The organism is Pseudomonas sp. PDM18, from assembly GCF_014852585.1.
In the GTDB taxonomy this organism is placed as follows: Bacteria; Pseudomonadota; Gammaproteobacteria; order Pseudomonadales; family Pseudomonadaceae; genus Pseudomonas.
Genome location: NZ_JACVBX010000001.1, coordinates 307,605 through 326,919 on the forward strand (window position 1 = coordinate 307,605; position 19,315 = coordinate 326,919).

The window sequence follows — 19,315 nt, forward strand, 5'->3', positions numbered from 1 at the left end:
TCAAAGCGCCCAGCGCAATTGCGTGGGCAGTGGGGAAACAGGTTCCGGCTCGGGCGGCTGGGCCGGCAGCGACAGCACGCGTTCGAGCACTTCGGCTTCCAGCGCGGCGAGCCTCGCCGAACCACGGGCGCGCGGTCGGTGCAGTTCGACATTGAGGTCCAGGCCGATCTCGCCGTCCTCGATGAGGATCACCCGGTCGGCGATGGCGACCGCCTCGGCGACGTCGTGGGTGACCAGCAGCACGGTGAAGCCATGCTGCTGCCAGAGGTTCTCGATCAGCTGCTGCATCTCGATGCGGGTCAGGGCATCCAGCGCGCCCAGCGGCTCGTCGAGCAGCAGCAGGCGCGGCTGGTGGATCAGCGCACGAGCCAGGGCCACGCGCTGCTTCTGGCCGCCGGACAAAGCCGCCGGCCACTCGTTGGCGCGGTCGGACAATCCCACCGCTGCCAGCGCTTCCAGCGCTTTCGGACGCCAGTCGCCCTTGAGGCCCAGGCCGACGTTGTCGATCACCCGCTTCCAAGGCAGCAGGCGCGAATCCTGGAACATCAGGCGGGTTTCCTCGCGGGCGCTTTCCAGCGGCGCGGAGCCAGCCAGCAAATGACCGTCGCTGGCTTCATCGAGCCCGGCCAGCAGACGCAGCAGGGTGCTCTTGCCGCAGCCGCTGCGACCGACAATGGCGACGAACTGGCCAGCGGGAATCCGCAGGTCGATGCCCTTGAGCACTTCGCGGTCGCCGAAGCGCTTGCGCACGTTTTCCAGTGCCAGCGGAATGCCTTTCTTGAGCTGCTGGGGAAGCTGCTTTTGAGACAGAGGATTTACTGCGTTCATGCCGCACCTCCCTTGACCTGATAAGCCGGGTGCCAGCGCAGCCAGACGCGTTCCAGGCCGCGGGCGGCGAGGTCGGCGAGCTTGCCGAGCACGGCGTAGAGGAGGATCGCCAGCACCACCACGTCGGTCTGCAGGAACTCCCGGGCATTCATCGCCAGATAACCGATGCCAGAGTTGGCGGAGATGGTTTCGGCGACGATCAGGGTCAGCCACATGAAGCCCAGGGCGAAGCGCACGCCGACGAGGATCGAGGGCAGCGCGCCGGGCAGGATCACCTGGCGGAACAGCGCAAAGCCGGATAGCCCGTAGCTGCGCGACATTTCCAGCAGGCCCGGATCGATGTTGCGAATGCCGTGGTAGGTGTTGAGGTAGATCGGGAACAGCGTGCCGAGGGCGACCAGGAATATCTTCGCCGACTCGTCGATGCCGAACCACAGGATCACCAACGGGATCAGCGCCAGGTGCGGCACGTTGCGGATCATCTGCACAGAACTGTCGAGGAAGCGCTCGCCCCATTTCGACAGGCCGGTAATCAGGCCCAGCACGAGGCCGATACTGCCGCCGATGACGAAGCCGACAGCGGCGCGCCAGGTGCTGATCGCCAAGTGCTGCCAAAGCTCGCCGCTGACCACCAGGTGATAGCCAGCTTCGGCCACGGCGCTGGGCGCTGGGAGGATGCGGCTGGACAGCCAGCCGAATTCCACCGCCAGCTGCCAGATGACCACCAGGCCTACCGGCAATGCCCAGGGCGCGAGGCGCTGGGCAAGGTTGTTGGTAACGCTCATCTCATCTCTCCGGATTCTTCGGTCGCTACGGGAGTCAGCTGGCAGACGCCTGTTTCGGCAGGATGTCGTTGGCGACCATCTCGCCGAACGGGCTGACGTAGCCACGCGCCTGCGGTGCCTGCGCCTGAGCGAGGTCCAGATGCGGGAAGAGCAGTTCGGCGACCCGGTAGGACTCTTCCAGGTGCGGATAGCCGGAGAAGATGAAGGTATCGATGCCGAGGTCCGCGTACTCCTTCACGCGCGCCGCCACGGTCGGACCGTCGCCCACCAGCGCGGTGCCTGCGCCGCCACGCACCAGGCCGACGCCGGCCCAGAGGTTGGGGCTGACTTCCAGGTTGTCCTTGTTGCCGCCATGCAGGGCGGCCATGCGTTGCTGGCCGACGGAATCGAAGCGCGCCAGCGAAGCCTGGGCGCGGGCGATGGTCTCATCGTCCAGGTGGGAAATCAGTCGGTCGGCGGCCTGCCAGGCTTCCTCGTTGGTCTCGCGGACGATCACATGCAGGCGGATGCCGAAGCGCACGCTGCGGCCCTGCTTGGCAGCCTTCTCGCGCACCTGGGCGATCTTCTCGGCGACAGCGGCCGGCGGCTCGCCCCAGGTCAGGTACAGCTCGACCTGCTCAGCGGCGAGGTCCTGGGCCGCATCGGAAGAGCCACCGAAATACAGCGGCGGACGCGGCTGCTGGATCGGCGGATAGAGCAGCTTGGCGCCCTTCACCTGAAGGTGCTTGCCGTCGTAGTCGACAGTCTCGCCTTCCAGCACGCGGCGCCAGATGCGGGTGAACTCGACCGAGGCTTCGTAGCGCTCGGCGTGGCTCAGGTGCAGACCGTCACCGGCCAGTTCGTCTGGATCGCCACCAGTCACCAGGTTGAACAGCGCGCGCCCGCCGGAGAGCCGGTCAAGGGTTGCGGCCTGGCGAGCGGCCACGGTCGGGGAAATGATGCCCGGGCGCAGGGCGACCAGGAATTTCAGGCGCTGGGTTACTGGGATCAAGGAGGCGGCTACCAGCCAGGAGTCCTCGCAGGAGCGGCCGGTGGGGATCAGCACGCCGCCAAAACCGAGGCGGTCGGCGGCCTGGGCGACCTGTTGCAGATAACCGTGGTCCACGGCGCGGGCGCCTTCGGCGGTGCCCAGGTAATGGCCGTCGCCGTGGGTCGGCAGGAACCAGAAGATGTTGAGACTCATCGCAGTAACTCCAGATAAGCGCGCCGGCGTGGCGTAGCCGCGCGATGATGGGATTCGTGTACGGGGCGTTTTTTTCGTAGGAGCGAGCTTGCTCGCGAACGGACTACCCGGCAGCCCTGGAGCTGGGCGGGTTCGCGAGCAAGCTCGCTCCTACAGGTATGTCACTGGGCAGTGGCGACCTTGGCCGGAGCCGTCCAGACCACGTCCTTGATGCTCAGCTTCTTGGGAATCAGCTTCAGGTCGGTGAAGGTGTCGGCAATTTTCTGTTGCGCAGCGGTGACGTCGGGGGTGATCGGCTGGGCGCCGTAGCCCTGGCGTTTCACGGCGGTGAAGGTGATGTCTGCCGGCAGGCCGAGCAGCGGCGCGACCTGGTCGGTGACCTGCTGCGGATTCTGCTGCGACCACTCGCCGACCGAGCGCACTTCGTCGATCAGGGTGGTGATCACCTGCGGGTGGTTGTTCGCGTAGGGGCGGGTCGCGAGGTAGAACTGGTGGTTATCCACAAGGCCGGTGCCGTCCACCAGGGTGCGGGCGGAAAGTTGCTTCTCGGCGGCGGCCTGGTACGGGTCCCAGATCACCCAGGCATCTACGCTACCGCGTTCGAAGGCGGCGCGGGCGTCGGCCGGCGGCAGGTACACGGGCTGGATGTCGGTGTATTTCAGGCCAGCCTTCTCCAGGGCGCGCACCAGCAGGTAGTGCACGTTGGACCCCTTGTTCAGGGCGACCTTCTTGCCTTTGAGCTCGGCCACGGATTTGATCGGCGAATCCTTGGGCAGCAGGATCGCTTCGCTGGTCGGCGCCGGCGGTTCGTGCGCGACATAGACCAGATCGGCGCCAGCGGCCTGGGCGAACACCGGCGGAGTTTCGCCGGTGACGCCGAAGTCGATGCTGCCGACATTCAGGCCTTCGAGCAGCTGCGGGCCGCCGGGGAATTCGGTCCACTGCACCTTGACGCCCTGCTCGGCCAGGCGCTTCTCCAGCGTGCCACGGGCCTTGAGCAGCACCAGGGTGCCGTACTTCTGGTAGCCGATACGCACGGTACCGGGTTGTTCGTCTGCCTGGGCGTTGTAGGACAGGGCCGCGATCAGCAGGGCCGCCAGTCCACTACGCAAAGTGAGTGTCCGCATGGGAGTGCTCCTTTATCGAGTGTGCTTGCCGGACCTGCGGTCCCGTTGTCGGGACGGTGAGGGCCATCTATTGGTTTAAACGCAGTGGTAATCCGCGGGGGACGCTTGCCGGGTTGGGGCTGGGCGTTCGCCTGCGTTGAATGTGTCGGTCAGATGCTCCAGCGGGCGTTGATCAGCCGTTCGTTGAGCAGGTTCGGGTCAATGGGTTTCGGGCGGCGCGCGAGGGCACCGTGGAACTGTTCCAGGGATTCCAGCAGTCGGTGTTCGAGAGTCGGCTCCAGGCGCGCCGGGGTATTGCCCTCGGGGTATTGCACCTGGCTCTCCTCGGCGAACACGCCGTGCAGGGTTTCCTGGGCCTTCAACGCAGCGAGGACTGGCTTGAGTGCGTAGTCCACCGCCAGCATGTGCGCATTGCTACCGCCAGTAGCCAGGGGCAGCACCACCTTGTGCGCCAGTGCCCGCTCCGGCAGCAGGTCGAGAATCACCTTCAGCGCACCGGCGATGGACGCCTTGTACACAGGGGTGGAAATCACCAGGCCGTCGGCGCGCAGCACCTGCTCGATCAGTTCGACTACCCGCGGGCTGTCGAAGCGCGCGTGCAGCAGGTCTTCGGCCGGGAAATCGTGCACGCTGTAGGAGCGCACCTCTGCGCCGTGGGCATGCAGCCAGTTCCGCGCGACGTCCAGGAGGACACCGGAACGGGAACGCTGGCTCGGGCTGCCGGCAAGGGTGACTACATACATCTGCACGCTTCCTTATAACGATCAGGCCGGTACAAATGCCGGCCTGCTAACCAATATGCATAGACCTTAACAGCCCTTCTCATATTCCAATAAATGGTATTTATTCATTTAGTTATGCGTTTTAGTTAGATCAAACGACATGCACCCCGCACGCGGATCGCGGGCAGGGTGTGCAGATCGGGGGATTGGCAGGCGTCAGATGACGTGGGACTGGTGCAGCTCGGTCAGCGCTTCGCCGCGCAGGAAGGCCAGTTCCACCGCTCGACGGTCACGCGGGCGCGGCAGCGGAACGGGGAATTCGCGACGCAGGCGGCTGGGTGTGCCGCCCAGCAACAGAACGCGGTCGCTGAGGTAGAAGGCTTCGTCGAGGTCGTGGGTGACCAGCAGGATGCTGATGTCGTACTCCAGCGCCAGTTGCTGGATCAGGTCCTGCAGACGGATGCGGGTGAAAGCGTCCACCGCGCTGAAAGGTTCGTCCAGCAACAACACCTGCGGCCGGCCATAGAGACCACGAGCGATGGCCGCGCGTTGGGCCATACCCCCAGAGAGTTGCTTGGGCAGCAGGTCACCCTTGCCCTCCAGCCCCACGTCGCGCAGCAGGTGCTCGATGCGGTGATCGTCGGCCAGCCAGCCGTCGGCGAAGCCGATGTTCTGCGCCACCGTGAGCCAGGGCAGCAGGCGCGGCTCCTGGAATACCACGCCGACGCCACCGCCGCCGCGACCGGTGTCGCCGTCCGGGCCGAACCCCAACAGCGGGTTGCGCTCCAGCGAGCCGGCGAACTCGTCGTCCAGCCCGGCTGCGATGCGCAGCAGCGTACTTTTTCCACAACCGCTGGGGCCGAGCAGGCTGACCACCTCGCCCGGCGCCAGGCTCAGACTCACGTCGTCGAGCACTCGCACGCCGGAAAAGCTCTTGCGGATATCACGCAGTTCCAGCAAGGCGCTCATCAGTTGTCTCCATTGCCCAGGAAGGTATCGCGCCAGGCCAGCGCGCGTTGCTCCAGCGCCCTGAGAAGGCTGTCGCTGAGCTTACCGAGCACCGCCAGCACCAGGATGGCGGCAATGACGATGTCCGGCCGCGAGGTTTCCCGACCGTCGCTGAGCAGGTAGCCCAGGCCGCGGGTGGCGGCGATCAGTTCGGCGGCGACGAGGAACATCCAGCTCAGGCTCAGCGCGCCGCGCAGGCCGGTGAACAAGCTCGGCAACGCCGCCGGCAGGAGGATGCGCCGCACCAGGGCGAAGGACGAGAGGTGATAAAGCCGGCCCAGCTCCACCCACTTGCGGTCGACGTTGCGCACGCCGGCCACCAGCGAGAGGTACACGGGGAAGAAGGCGCCGAGGGCGATCAGCACGATCTTCGGGGTTTCGTCGATGCCCAGCCAGAGCAGCAGCAAGGGCACCCAGGCCAGGCTGGGAATGGCCCGCAGCGCCTGGAAGGTGGGTTCCAGATAGGCCTCGGCGCGCTGACTCAGGCCCACCCAAGTGCCGATCAGCACGGCCGCCGCGGCACCGATAAGGAAGCCGGCGGCGACTCGCGCCAGGCTGGCGGCGACATGTTTCCAGAGCTCGCCCTGGGCCAGTTGCCAGAGGGTCAGCGCAACGCTGCTGGGCGCCGGCATCTGGTGCTCGGCCAGCCAGCCGACGCGCACCGACAGCTCCAGCGTCGCGCACAGCAGCAGCGGCACCAGCCAGGCGCGCCAGCTCAGCCGCGGCCAGCGCAATTTCAGTGCGCGGTGCTGGCGGGCCAGGGGCAGGCTCTGGGTTGGCATGGATTATTGCCCTGCCTTGGCGACGGCGGGTTTGCCGATCACTTCACCGGCCAGTTGCGGTGCGATCAGTTGATCGACCACGGCAGTGACGTCGGTTCCCGGACGCACCAGTTGCTCGCCCAGCAGGATCGGTGCGGCAGCCTTCAGCGCGGCCACCTGCTCGGCGCCCGGCAGCGGCTTGCTGAAGTCGGTGCGCGAGAGTTGCAGCTTCGCCACTTCCAGCGGCAGCTTGGCTTCCTCGGCGAGCAGCTTGGCGGTCTCCTCCGGATGCGCCACGGCCCACTGACGCGCCTCTTCATAGGCGGCGATGACCTGCTTGATCAGCGCCGGCTGCTCCTTCTCGAATTTCTCGGTGACGCTGAGCACGCCGTAGCTGTTGAAGTCGACATTGCGGTACAGCAGCCGCGAACCGGCCTGCAGCTCGCTGGCGGCCATATGCGGATCGAGGCCGACCCAGGCGTCCACCCTGCCCTGCTCCAGCGCGGCGCGGCCGTCCGGGTGCTGCAGGTGGACAATCTCCACGTCATTCTTGTCCAGACCCGCCTGCTGCAGGCTGCGCAGCAGGAACAGATAGGGGTCGGTGCCCTTGGTGGCGGCGATTTTCTTGCCCTTGAGGTCGGCCACCGACTTGAGGGGCGAGTCCTTGGGCACCACCAGCGCGGTCCACTCCGGGCGGCTGGCGATGTACACGGTCTTCAGCGGGCTGCCATTGGCGCGGCTGAGCACGGCGGCAAGGCCGGCGGTGGAGGCGAAATCCGTACTGCCCGCGTTGAGGTATTCCAGCGAGCGGTTGCTGCCCTGGCTGAACACCCAGCGCACTTCGGTGCCTTGCGGCTTGAGGGCCTTTTCCAGATAGCCAAAGTGCTTGAGCACCAGGCTGGTGGGTGCGTAGTAGGCGTAGTCCAGCCGCACTTCCTTGGGCGCTTCGGCGGCGTTGGCGGGGCTGTTGTAGGCGCCGATCGGCAGGCTCGCGAGAAGAGCGACGGCCAGGCTGCGGCGCCAGGTGGAATGACCCATGGTCGTTCTCCTTGGCGTGGGCTGACGTCTTCTTCCCGTTTGGCGGGCAAGTCAGAAGTTGGATACGTGAAGGTTGAATAAAAAAGCGCGGCGTGGTCCGCGCATGAAAGATAAAAAATGGGCCAACGAACCGGTCCTATTTCCGCTCGAGGTTGAAACTTCGGCCTCCGGAGCGCGCGAGCTAGAGCCAGGCAAGGCGCCAGCGGCAGGGAGAGCGGAGTGTGCTACAGCACATGAGCATCTCGCTGTCGCTGGCAACGCAGGCTGGCCGACGCGCAGCCGCTTCGGATCACTTGTTGGGTTGCGGCGTCAGACGCAGGTAAGGCTTGATCGCACGGTAGCCCTTGGGGAAACGCTGCTTGATCTCTTCCTCGTCCTTGAGCGAGGGCACGATCACCACGTCGTCGCCATCCTGCCAGTTGCCGGGCGTTGCGACCTTGTGGTTGTCGGTGAGCTGCAGCGAGTCGATGACGCGCAGGATCTCGTTGAAGTTGCGCCCGGTGCTCGCCGGGTAGGTGATGGTCAGGCGCACCTTCTTGTTCGGGTCGATGACGAACAGCGAACGCACGGTGAGGGTGTCGTTGGCGTTGGGGTGGATCAGGTCATACAGCTCGGACACCTTGCGGTCGGCGTCGGCGATGATCGGGAAGTTGACCACGGTGTTCTGGGTCTCGTTGATGTCTTCGATCCACTTCACGTGGGAGTCCACCGGGTCGACGGACAGGGCGATCACCTTCACGCCCTTGGCGGCGAACTGGTCCTTGAGCTTGGCGGTCAGGCCCAGCTCGGTGGTGCATACCGGGGTGAAGTCGGCCGGGTGGGAGAACAGAACACCCCAGCTGTTGCCGAGCCATTCATGGAAACGGATGCGTCCTTCGCTGGATTCCTGTTCGAAGTCGGGGGCGATGTCGCCGAGTCGCAAGCTCATGGGTCTCTCCTTGTTCGTGTTGGTGACCACTATGCACAAGGTCTTTACGCATTAAAAAGAATATATTTTGATTTTCTTATAACCGAAAAAATCATCTTTTCTCGACCCTGCGCGGCGGCGACCGCCGCCGGACACTGAGCATAGTCAAGGGAACGTGAAGCCCACCCAGTCGAGTGTTTCATCGTTGAAACGATTGGCTGCCGTTCGTCGCCATTCCTCCGTGGCCCAGGCACGGCGGGCCTTTGCGACATACACTCGATTCAATTAATCCTTTCGTTCGGGAGGTCAGCTCATGTTGGGACAACGCGTCGGCGACGGCCAGGCGGCCACCCATTACCGCAGTGATCGCATCAGCGCGGTCAATGGTCAGTACTTCTTCTCCACCCGCGAGGGAACGCTGGAAGGCCCTTACTTCACGCGCTTCGATGCCGAGCGTGAGGTGATGCTTTACATCACCCGCATGCAGCAGGCCTCCGACCTGTTCGCCCGCGTCGGACGCTGATCTCCTCCAGGTCCTGGACACACGAACCCCGGCCTGCCAGCCGGGGTTTTGCTTTTCTGCTTCCGAAGCGAAAGCCCATCGCACCTTTGCAGGAGCGGGCCATGCCCACGATCGCGCCCATGGGGCGCTTCTACAGGTTGGCGCCGACATTCCGGGTTATGCCCGCACCTGAAGAGAAGCACAAATGAAAAACCCCCGGCGTCACCGCCGGGGGCTTCTCAGCGGCACCGGGCCGCTTGCGTGGAGCGGTCGGTGCCATCCAGGCAAGGGCGTGCGCCCTCACCCGTCGTGCTCAGCGAACGGCCTCGAACAGGCCGGTGGCGCCCATACCGCCGCCCACGCACATGGTGACGATGCCGTAGCGCAGGTTGCGGCGCTGCAGTTCGCGCACCAGGTGGCCGACCTGGCGCGAGCCAGTCATGCCGAAGGGGTGGCCGATGGAGATGGAGCCGCCGTTGACGTTGTACTTCTCGTTGTCGATGCCCAGGCGGTCGCGGGCGTACAGGCACTGCGAGGCGAAAGCTTCGTTGAGCTCCCAGAGGTCGATGTCGGCAATCTGCAGGCCCTTGGCCTTGAGCAGCTTGGGCACCGAGAACACCGGGCCGATGCCCATTTCATCCGGCTCGCAACCGGCAACGGTGAAGCCGCGGAAGAAGGCCTTGGGCTTGAGGCCCAGTTCCAGGGCCTTGTCCAGACTCATGATCAGGGTCATCGACGCGCCATCGGAGAGCTGCGAAGCGTTGCCGGCGGTGACCGAGCCGTCTTCTGCGAAAACCGGCTTGAGGGAGTTCAGGCCTTCAAGGGTGGTTTCCGGGCGGTTGCAGTCGTCGCGGTCGACCACGCCGTCGAGCACTTTCTTCTCGCCGGTGGCCTTGTCTTCCACCAGGTACTTCACGCTCATCGGCACGATTTCATCGTCGAACAGGCCTTCGGCCTGGGCGCGGGCGGTGCGCTGCTGGCTCTGCAGGGAATACAGGTCCTGCTGCTCGCGGGTGACGTTGTAGCGGCGGGCGACGATCTCGGCGGTTTGCCCCATGGGGTAGTAGATGCCGGGGAACTCGTCCTTCAGGCGCGGGTTCACGAAGTTGTCGAGATTCTGCTTGCCCATGGTCAAGGTGATGGACTCGACGCCGCCGGCCACCAGGATGTCGCTGCAGCCCGAAGCTACCTGGTTGGCAGCAATGGCGATGGCCTGCAGACCCGAGGAGCAGTAGCGGTTCAGGGTCATGCCGGCGACATGGGTGCCCAGGCGCGACAGTACGGCGGCGTTGCGGCCGATGTTGTGGCCCTGGGCGCCTTCGTTGGAGCCCGCGCCGACCACGCAGTCGTCCACCAGCAGCGGGTCGAGGTTGTTGCGCGCCAGCAGCGCGTCGATGCAATGGGCGACCATGTCGTCCGGACGGGTCATGTTGAATTTGCCACGGAAGGACTTGGCCAGGCCGGTACGGACGCTGTCGACGATCACCACTTCGCGCATGGGAAACCTCGTTGCTTGTTGTTCGTTGGGGAGGATGGTGTAGCCCCGAGCATAGGCGCCAGTGAGGACGCAGGGCGACGATCATTCACCAGGCGTATAGCTGTGCCACCACCCTCGTTGGGCGGGCAGGAACGAAACCGCCGCCCGAAGGCGGCGGTTTCGAGGGGGTTCACACGAGGTCAGACGGTGTCGGTCTTGATCGCGTGATCGCCCAGCAGGCCGTTGAGTACGGTCTGGGTATCCCCCGCCGAGAGCACGCCGTTGCCGGCATGGCCCGCGTACTTGGCGGCGAGGTCGACGTTGGCCAGGTCGACGGTCTGGGTGACGGCGCCACCACTGGTGGGGCTGACGCCGATGGTGGTGGTGCCGGCGGCGACCGAGAAGGTCAGGTAGTGCGCCAGCGACGAAGCCGTAGCGGCCTCCCCTTGCAGCAGATCGGCGAAGTTCAGCACGTCGTGCTCGGCGATGTTGAAGTCCTTGATCACATCGTGACCGGTATCGCCGGACTTCCAGATGAACTCATCCGCGCCGGTACCGCCGTACATGATGTCGTCGCCGGGCCCGCCGATCAGCTTGTCGTTGCCGCCTTGGCCGAACATCAGGTCATTGCCGGCCCCGCCTTCGAGGATGTCGTCGCCGCCGCGCAGGTCACCGGCGACGTTGAGCTGATCCGCGTGCTGGATGATGTAGTTGCTGATCGTGGCCGCCGTCGGCGCGGTGCCATTGGTGGCGGTCAGGTAGTCCACCAGTCCCTGGAAGCCCTGGCCGTTGTGCGTCCCGGCGGCATGCCCGGCCCAGGCCAACTGGTCGGTGTTGATGACATCGCCGAACAGGATGTCGTTGCCCGCCCCGCCGACCAGATGGTCGTTGCCCACCGTCACCGGTGTGCTGGTGCTGAAGCCTTCCTGCAGCGCCGCCTGCAATTGCTCGGCGGTGTTGATGATCTGCGGCTGGCCGACCGTGTTGGACAGGTTCGTGCCATCGACATTGGTCACCACGGTGCCAGTGGTGTTGGTGTTGTCGAAGTAGCGCAGGTAGTCGCTGTTGATGCCGTTGCCGATACCGATGGCATTGACCGCCACCGAGTTGTCGCCGACCAGGGTGCCGGCATGGTGCAGCATGTCGTTGCCCGAGGTGATAGCGACGTTCATGTCGTTATAGCTGGTGCTGTTGCCGCTGCTGGAGTTGCCGTTGTAGACGGTCGGGTTGCCGTCGGTGAGGAAGAAAGCCAGGTTGACGTAACCGTGGGCCGCGTCCGCATGGTTGGTGCTGACCTGGGTGTTGAACCATGCCGAAGCCTTCTGCATGGCATCGTCATAGTTGGTCGCACCGTTGGCGCTGAGCGCGTTGATCGCGGAGATCAGCAAGGCCACGTTGGCTGTCGTCAGGCCGTTGTAGCTGACGCGGGTGGCGTTGTCGCCGAACGACACCAGGCTGACGTTGATGACCCCGTCGTGCCCCTTGATGGCGTTGACCAGGTTCACCAGTGCGTTCTTCGCCAGGTCCATGCGCGACAGGCTGCCGGTACCGGAGGGGTCCTTCATGCTGCCGGAGGTATCGACGATCAGCGAGATGTTGTAGTTCTTGCCCGGCTGGGTATAGACCGACACGCCACCCGGATCGCCCACCAGCACGTCGTTGCCGCCACCGCCACTGATGGTCCCGGACTTGTCCACATCCTGCGGGTTGGGCAGGGTGTGCTGAGTATTGGACCCGTCGATGTCGCTGCTGTTGCTGCCCACTACCAGTACAGACTGCGGGCTGCTCAGGTCCAGGCACAGGTTCAGCCCGGCGCTGTCGCCGTCGCCGTCGGTAAGGCCGACGTGGAAGTTGAGGTCCAGGTTCTCCGGCAGGACCGACTGCCCGGCGGAGACGGTGACCAGACGGTAGTCGCCGCTGTTGCTGCTCAGCACCACGGAGTTGAAGCCGCCTTCGGACAGCTGGAAGGCCGAGCCGCTGGTGAAGTGGCCGTCGGTCAGCAGGTTGAACGAGATCGAGCTGCTCTCCCCATAGCCGGCCGGCGGCGAGAAGGTCCCGGTCGCCAGCACCACCCCGCCGTCACCGAGCACCTTCCAGGTGAGCACATCGCTGGTGGAGAGTTTCTGCACGTCGAAGCTGACGTCGTAGATCTTCTCGCTGAAGGCGATGTTGAGGTTCTCGCCGGGGGTGATGAGGTTGTTGCCGCCCACACCCATGCCGTTGTCGGAGGGATTCACGTTGCCGTTGGGGCTGCTGAAGACCACCGAAAGGCCATCGGCGGACAGAGTGACGGAAGGCCGCGGGCCACCGGCGGAGACCTGTGTCAGGTCGTATTCCACCGTCGAGATCGGCCGCGAGTTGAGCACCTCGAAGCTGTAGGTGCCGTCGGCATTGACCTTGAGGACGAAGAACGCCTCGTTGGAACCGTCGTAGGCGGTCAGCTGCGAGCCGCCACCGGCCAGTTGGGTAACCACGTAGGTCAGGCCATCCGGCGCGGTGTTGCCGCTGAGGTCGAAGGCACCGCGGCCGTCGCCGCCGAAGCTCACGTCGAGCGTGCCGTTGAGCACGAAGCCGGGGACCTCGGAGACATCCTGGCACGGCGGTTCGCTGTGCACCACCGGCAGGTCGTCCTGCACGTTGATCACCAGCGAGCCACTGCCAAGGCTGACCGGATCGCCGTCGCCGTCGGTGGCCTTGATCACGCCACCAAGGTTGAGCGCCAATTGCTCCGCATCACTGCCATTGTGCAGCGGATGATCGAGCGGGCCGACGAGCTTGAATTCGTAGTTGCCCGCCGCATCCAGCGACAGGGTGAAGATGGTCTTGGCGCCGGCAGTGGCGGTCAGCAGGTTGCCGACCACGCTGTAGGCCAGCGCCACGCCGCCGGAGGTCAAGTGCTGCGAGGTCAGCGAGGAATAATCGCCAGTCAGGGAGAAGGCCCCAGGGCCGTCCGCACCGAAGTTCACCAGGCTGGTGAGCGAGCCCGTGGCGGTCGTGGTATCGCTGGCCCCGTCGGGGTTGCCGCCGGGCAGCGCATCCTCCATGACCTGGCCCGTCAGGCTGCCACCTGCGATGAGCGCGGGGCCGTCGTCCTTGAACACCAGCTTGTCGCCCAGGTCGAGGCTGGCGGACTTGTGATCGCCATCGCCGTCGGTGATGGTCGCCACCAGGGATATCTTGTTGCCCAGCAGGCCGACCGAGTCGTCGGGGTTGCCGCTATCGGCGTGCTTGAGTGCCAGTTGCTGGTCGAGCTTGAGCTCGCCGGTAGCGCTGTTGAGGGACAGGCTGAAGGCGACCGCGCCGCTACTGTTGCCCACGCGGCCCTCGACCAGGGTATCGCTGACCTTGACGAGCACGATGTTCTGCCCGCTGGTGGTCTGCAGCCCGCTCGGCGTGTCAGTGGTAGCGGCCAGCTTGTAGCTGACGCTGCCGCCATCGGCGCCGCCATTGGAGGTAAAGACGCCGCTGAAGTTGGCGGTGGCATCGGTGCTCAGCACTGTCTCGTCCACGGTCAGGGTCGGCGCTTTGCTGGCATCTGCGCTGATGCTCGGGGCATCGTCGTGGAATACCAGCTTGCTGCCCAGGTCGATGGAGGCGCTCTGGCTGTCGCCGTCCTTGTCGGTGATGGTCCCGGTCAGGCTGATCTTGCCGCTGGCGATGCTCAGCGTTTCATCGTCGTTGCTGCTGTCGGGATGGATGAACGCCACGCGCTGATCAAGGGTCAGCGCCCCACCATCAGGACGAACCACGAAGGCGATGGCGCCGCTGCCTTCGACCTTGCCGACCACTCCATTGCCGTCGTTGAACAGCAGAATGCGTGCGCCGCTGGCGGTTTCGCGCAGGCCGCTGTCGGTACCGTCGACGGTGGTGACCTTGTAGCTGATCGAGCCGGCCCCGTCGGCGCCGAAATCGGCGGTGAACAGGTTGGCCACCAGGGGCGCTTCGACGCGCGCGTCGCTGGCGAGGTTGGACTCGTCCACTTCCAGGCGGATATCGGCGTCGGTGCACGGCTCGATGTGCGGGCCGTCATCGAGGAAGGTCAACTTGCTGCCCAGATCCACGCTGGCCGACTCATGGTCGCCGTCACCGTCGGTAATGGTGGCGGTGAGAGCGATCTTGTCGATGCCGATGCTCAGCGGATCATTGGCATCGGTGGTCACCGGGTGCACCAGCGCACGCTGCTGATCCAGGGTGATCGCGCCGTTGTGCTGAGTCACGGTGAAGGCCACCAGGTTGGTGCCCTCCACTTTACCCACCACACCTTCGGCGGTGTTGTACAGGAAGATCCTGCCACCGGTCGCGGTGTCCTTCAGGCCGCTGTCGGTGCCATCGGTTGTGGTGATCTTGTAGGTGATGCCGCCGGCGCCGTCAGCACCGAAGTGACTGGTGAACAGCGCCGCCACGTCGCCCGCCGATGCCTGGGCATCAGTCCCCAGGTTGGTTTCATCCACCGTCAGGCGGATGTCGGCGGTGGTGCATGGTTCGATTTGCGGGCCGTCGTCGTAGAACACCATCTTGCTGCCCAGGTCGACATGGGCCGAAGCCTTGTCACCGTCGCCATCGGTGATGGTGGCGGTCAGGGTGATCTTGCCGCTGTCCAGGCGCAGCGGATCATCGGGGTTGCTGGTGTCCGGATGCTTGAGCGCCAGGCGCTGGTCGAGCATCAGCGCGCCGTTGTCCTCGCTGACCACGAAGGCGACTGCTCCACTGCCCGCCACGCGGCCTTCCACCGTGCCATTTATGTTGTACAGCAGGATGGCGTCACCCTGGGTGGTCTTCAAACCACTGTCAGTGCCATCCACAGTGCTGACCTTGTAGGTGATGCCGCCCGCGCCATCGGCGCCGAAGTGCGATTCGAACAGCAGCGAAACCAGGCTGGATTCGACACGGGCGTCGTTGGCGAGGTTGGACTCGTCTACTTCCAGGCTGATGTCGTAGATGCTCGACGGGGCGATGCTCGGGCCGTCGTCAAGGAAGGTCAGGCTGCTGCCCAGGTCGATATGGGCGCTGGCGCTGTCGCCGTCCTTGTCGGTGATGGTGGCGGTCAGAGTGACCTGGCCACTCAGGCTCAGGGCATCGTCAGGATTACTGGTATCCGGATGCGCCAAGGCGCGCAACTGCTCCAGCGTGACCTTGCCGTCGCCGTCCACATAAACGCGGAAGGCCACAGTATCGGTGCCCTGCAGGCGGCCTTCGATACCATTGGCGGTGTTGTAGAGATAGACCTTCTGCCCCGTCTCGGTATCTTTCAGCCCCGAATCGGAGTTGTCGGCCCCAGCCAGTTTGTAGGTGATGGTTCCGGCGCCGTCCGCGCCGAAGTGAGCGGTGAACAGGTCGGCCACCGACGCACTGCTGGTGTCCGGCACGCCGAGGTGGGTTTCGTCCACGGTCAACTTGATGTCGGCGTCCTGGCACGGCGTGATGCTCGGGCCGTCGTCGAGGAAGTTCAGCTTGCCGCTCAGGTCGATGTGGGCCTGGGCGCTGTCGCCGTCCTTGTCGGTGATGGTGGCGGTCAGGGTGACGGTGTTCGGGTCGAGGCTCACGCTGTCGTTGGCATTGCCGGGGTTCGGGTGAACCACCGCCCGCACCTGGTCAAGGGTGATCGTGCCGTCTTGGCCCAAAGTGACGCGGAAGGCAACGTCGCCGTTCACGCCGCCTACCCGGCCTTCCACGCCACTGGCGGTGTTGAACAGGAAAATCTGGCTACCGGTGGCGGTGTCCTTCAGGCCGCTGTCGGTATTGTCCTGGGTCTCAACCTTGTAGGTGATGCCGCCGGCGCCATCAGCCCCGAAGTGCCCGGTGAACAGGTCAGAGACGCTGACCGAGCTGGTGGCATCCACATTCAGGTGGGTTTCGTCCACCGTCAGCTTGATATCCAGATCCTTGCACGGCTCGATGCTGGGGCCATCGTCGAGGAAGGTCAGTTTGCTGCCCAGGTCGATGTGGGCGCTGGCGCTGTCGCCGTCCTTGTCGGTGATGGTGGCGGTCAGGGTGACACTGTTCGGGTCCAGGCTGACGCCGTCATTGGCATCGCCGGGGTTCGGGTGAACCACCGCCCGCACCTGGTCAAGGGTGATCGTGCCGTCCTGGCCCAAAGTGACGCGGAAGGCAACGTCACCGTTCACGCCGCCTACCCGGCCTTCCACGCCACTGGCGGTGTTGAACAGGAATATCTGGCTACCGGTGGCGGTGTCCTTCAGGCCGCTGTCGGTGTTGTCCTGGGTCTCGATTTTGTAGCTGATCTGCCCCGGACCATCTGCACCGAAGTGTGCGGTGAACAGGTCGGAAACGCTGGCGCTGCTGGTGGCATCCACATTCAGGTGGGTTTCGTCCACCGTCAGCTTGATATCCAGATCCTTGCACGGCTCGATGCTGGGGCCATCGTCGAGGAAGGTCAGTTTGCTGCCCAGGTCGATCTGCGCGGTGGCAGAGTCTCCGTCCTTGTCGGTGATGATGGCACTGAGGGTGATCTTGCCGGCCAGGTTCAGCGCGTCGTTGGGGTCGCTGGTATCGGAGTGCACCAGCGCACGCAGCTGCTCCAGGGTGACCTTGCCGTCCTGCCCGACGGTCACGCGGAAGGCGGTTTCGCCACTGGTTTCCAGGCGCCCTTCCACCCCGTTGGCGGTGTTGAAGAGGAACACGCGCTGCCCGCTGGCGGTATCGGTCAGGCCGCTGTCGGTGTTGTTGGCGGCTTCGAGCTTGTAGCTGATGGAGCCGGCGCCGTCGGCGCCGAACTGGCCGTTGAACAGCTCGGCCACCGAGCCGGTGCTGGTCGCCGGTTGGCCGAGCGTGGTTTCGTCCACGCTCAGGTGCAGGTCACTGCCTTCGATGGGCGCGATGCGCGGGCCGTCGTCGAGGAAGGTGAGTTTGCTGCCCAGGTCAAGGCTGGCGCTCTGATGGTCGCCATCGGCGTCGGTCACCGTGGCAGTCAGGCTGATCTTGCCTTCGCCCAGGCTCAGCGGGTCGTTAGCATCGGTGACGTCCGGGTGCACGAGTGCACGCACCTGATCGAGGGTGATCTTGCCGTCCTCGCCCAGGGTCACGCGGAAGGCGACCGCGCCATCGGCGCCGCCAACGCGGCCCTCGACACCATTGGCGGTGTTGAACAGGAAGATCTTGTCGCCAGTGGCGGTGTCCTTCACACCACTATCGGTGTTGTCGGTGGTGGACACCTTGTAGGTGATCGAACCGGCACCGTCGGCGCCGAACTGCGCGTTGAAGAGGCTGCTCACCGCTACGCTGCTGGTGGCGTCAGTGCCCAGGGCGGTCTCGTCCACCGTCAGGTGCAGGCCTTCGGTGTTGCCCACGGCAATGCTCGGACCGTCATCGGTGAAACTTACGCGGCCGCCCAGATCCAGTGAGCTGCTGGAGGTCACGCTATCGCCGTCCCGGTCGGTGACTGTCAGGTTGCCCTGCAGCTGCACCAGGCCGGAATCGAGTGCGATGGTCTGGCTGGCGAAACCGCTCTCGCTGCCCGGTAGCGGATGATCGATGGCGCTGTATTGAGTCAGGGTGACGACCCCGGTGTTGCCGTTCACCGATAGCGAGAACACGGTGTTCTCGCCAGTGATGCCGGCAGCGCTGGCGGAGGTGGACGCCACGATGGCGCCGCCCACGCTGTACAGGTAGATAACCGCGCCGCCGCTGGTCAGGCCCGAGTTGGCGCCGTTGCCGGCCACCAGACTCAGGTTGTAGCTCAGCTGCGTGGTGCCGGCGCCATCGCCGCCGTAGTTGGCAGTCACCTGGAAGGCCGAGCTGTAGTCGGCGGTGGAGGTGTCGAAGGCGGCGCCAGCGGTGTTGGCGTCATGGGTCTGCAGCAGCACGTCCACGCCATTATCGGCGGACAGGCTGGCCTGTGGCGCATCGTCGACGATGCCAACGGTCAGCGTGCCATTGGCGGACGTGCCGTTGCCGTCGGTGATGACGTAGGGAATGTCGAAGTTCAGGGTGTCTTCGGAACCCTTGACCGGGTGGTCCACCGGCTGCAGCAGGTTGACCTCGAAAGCACCGGTGTTGATATCGGTGAGGGTCACGGTGAAGACCGGCGTGCCATTGGCGCTGCCGGTAAGTACATGGCCATCGGGGCTGACGCTATAGGTGATGGCAACTCCACCGGAGGTCAGGCTGGGTAGCCCAGCGGTGCCCCAGGAGAAGCTGCCAACGCCGTCGGGACCGAAGCTGTAGCCCAGGGTGCCGGAGTGGATCGCACCCTCGCCTGCACCATCGGGAAGACCGCCGGGCAGGCCGGCCTCGAACACATTGGAACCACCGGGGCCGCTGGGGCCGGCGCTCGGCACGCCATCCGGCGGGACCACGGGCGGTTCGGCCTCGGGACGTACATCCGGGGTGCCATCGAATTCACGCAGGGGCAACGGACCGGAGCCTATGGGGCCGGTCGGGAAGCCGATAGTCGGGTCGACGTGCCCGCCGACTTCAGTCAGCAGCACGAAGGAGTGCCCGCCACCGGGCTTGCCGTTGGCGGCGGCACCTGCGGCACTCGGGCCGGCGGCGGTGGCTTCGGCAGCCTGGGTCGGGTCCATGCCCGCGGCGATGGCGGCCTGCAGCGCCTTGACGTCGGTGACGTCCTGCTTGGTCGGCGTCGCCGGCTGTTGCTGGGCAACCGACTGGTCACCCTGCTCCGCCTGGTGCGCGGCCGCAAGCATCTGTGAGGTCATCGGCAAGGAGCTGTCACGCCCCAGCGTGATCTCGCCGCCCCCCGCAATTTTCAGCGCGACTGCGCCATTGGCGCCGGTGACGAGCTGCTCACCGACAAAAACCTTGTCTCCCTGTTCCAAAGGACGACGCGATCCATCGGCGGCTACCGCAAACACTTCGCCGATTACCTTGCTGACGACACCCATCAAAGTAGCCATGAGTCCTTCCTCCGCTGCACATCCCGCGGCCGGTTCCACCGACGCGCGATTGACCGAAACAGGCCATGGCACGCTTGTATCGGGATGCTGCGAAGAAAGTTGCG

At 65.1% G+C, this 19,315-nt stretch carries 12 protein-coding genes; 1 reads left to right on the forward strand and 11 read right to left on the reverse strand.

Annotated elements, in window-relative coordinates; genetic code table 11:
* The 9 genes from ssuB to IB274_RS01425 form a co-directional block, all read right to left on the reverse strand.
* Nucleotides 1–828: an aliphatic sulfonates ABC transporter ATP-binding protein gene (ssuB, locus tag IB274_RS01385; protein WP_192430331.1), complete on the reverse strand. Its 828-nt coding sequence runs from the start codon at nucleotides 826–828 to the stop codon at nucleotides 1–3.
* Nucleotides 825–1,613: an aliphatic sulfonate ABC transporter permease SsuC gene (gene ssuC, locus IB274_RS01390; RefSeq protein WP_192430332.1), complete on the reverse strand. Its 789-nt coding sequence runs from the start codon at nucleotides 1,611–1,613 to the stop codon at nucleotides 825–827. The genes ssuB and ssuC overlap by 4 nt, the downstream gene beginning before the upstream one ends.
* A 34-nt stretch (nucleotides 1,614–1,647) precedes the next feature.
* A complete protein-coding gene (gene ssuD, locus IB274_RS01395) occupies nucleotides 1,648–2,796 on the reverse strand; it encodes an FMNH2-dependent alkanesulfonate monooxygenase (RefSeq protein WP_192430333.1) in 1,149 nt (382 codons plus the stop codon).
* A 161-nt stretch (nucleotides 2,797–2,957) separates the two neighbouring features.
* Nucleotides 2,958–3,923 (reverse strand): sulfonate ABC transporter substrate-binding protein, encoded by a 966-nt coding sequence (locus tag IB274_RS01400; protein ID WP_192430334.1) that lies wholly within the window; start codon nucleotides 3,921–3,923, stop codon nucleotides 2,958–2,960.
* Between the two features lie 149 nt (nucleotides 3,924–4,072).
* Entirely contained in the window at nucleotides 4,073–4,666 is a 594-nt protein-coding gene (ssuE, locus tag IB274_RS01405) for an NADPH-dependent FMN reductase (RefSeq protein WP_192430335.1), read from the reverse strand.
* Between the two features lie 195 nt (nucleotides 4,667–4,861).
* Nucleotides 4,862–5,614, reverse strand: coding sequence for an ABC transporter ATP-binding protein (locus IB274_RS01410; protein ID WP_017517646.1), 753 nt, complete (start codon nucleotides 5,612–5,614; stop codon nucleotides 4,862–4,864).
* Nucleotides 5,614–6,435 (reverse strand): ABC transporter permease, encoded by an 822-nt coding sequence (locus tag IB274_RS01415; RefSeq protein ID WP_192430336.1) that lies wholly within the window; start codon nucleotides 6,433–6,435, stop codon nucleotides 5,614–5,616. Before IB274_RS01415 ends, IB274_RS01410 begins: the two co-directional genes overlap by 1 nt.
* A gap of 3 nt (nucleotides 6,436–6,438) precedes the next feature.
* Entirely contained in the window at nucleotides 6,439–7,452 is a 1,014-nt protein-coding gene (locus IB274_RS01420) for an aliphatic sulfonate ABC transporter substrate-binding protein (protein ID WP_192430337.1), read from the reverse strand.
* Between the two features lie 289 nt (nucleotides 7,453–7,741).
* Entirely contained in the window at nucleotides 7,742–8,380 is a 639-nt protein-coding gene (locus tag IB274_RS01425) for a peroxiredoxin (RefSeq protein ID WP_045212297.1), read from the reverse strand.
* 292 nt (nucleotides 8,381–8,672) lie between these two features.
* Between IB274_RS01425 and IB274_RS01430 the strand changes: the two genes are divergently transcribed.
* Nucleotides 8,673–8,882 (forward strand): DUF6316 family protein, encoded by a 210-nt coding sequence (locus IB274_RS01430; protein WP_081519197.1) that lies wholly within the window; start codon nucleotides 8,673–8,675, stop codon nucleotides 8,880–8,882.
* 292 nt (nucleotides 8,883–9,174) lie between these two features.
* On the opposite strand, the gene IB274_RS01435 is transcribed toward IB274_RS01430, so the two are convergent.
* Both IB274_RS01435 and IB274_RS01440 read right to left on the reverse strand, forming a co-directional pair.
* Nucleotides 9,175–10,359, reverse strand: a complete 1,185-nt coding sequence (locus IB274_RS01435; protein WP_192430338.1) for a thiolase family protein — start codon at nucleotides 10,357–10,359, stop codon at nucleotides 9,175–9,177.
* A gap of 179 nt (nucleotides 10,360–10,538) precedes the next feature.
* On the reverse strand, nucleotides 10,539–19,211 hold the full coding sequence (locus IB274_RS01440) for a retention module-containing protein (RefSeq protein WP_192430339.1): 8,673 nt from the start codon (nucleotides 19,209–19,211) through the stop codon (nucleotides 10,539–10,541).
* Nucleotides 19,212–19,315: the final 104 nt, after the last annotated feature.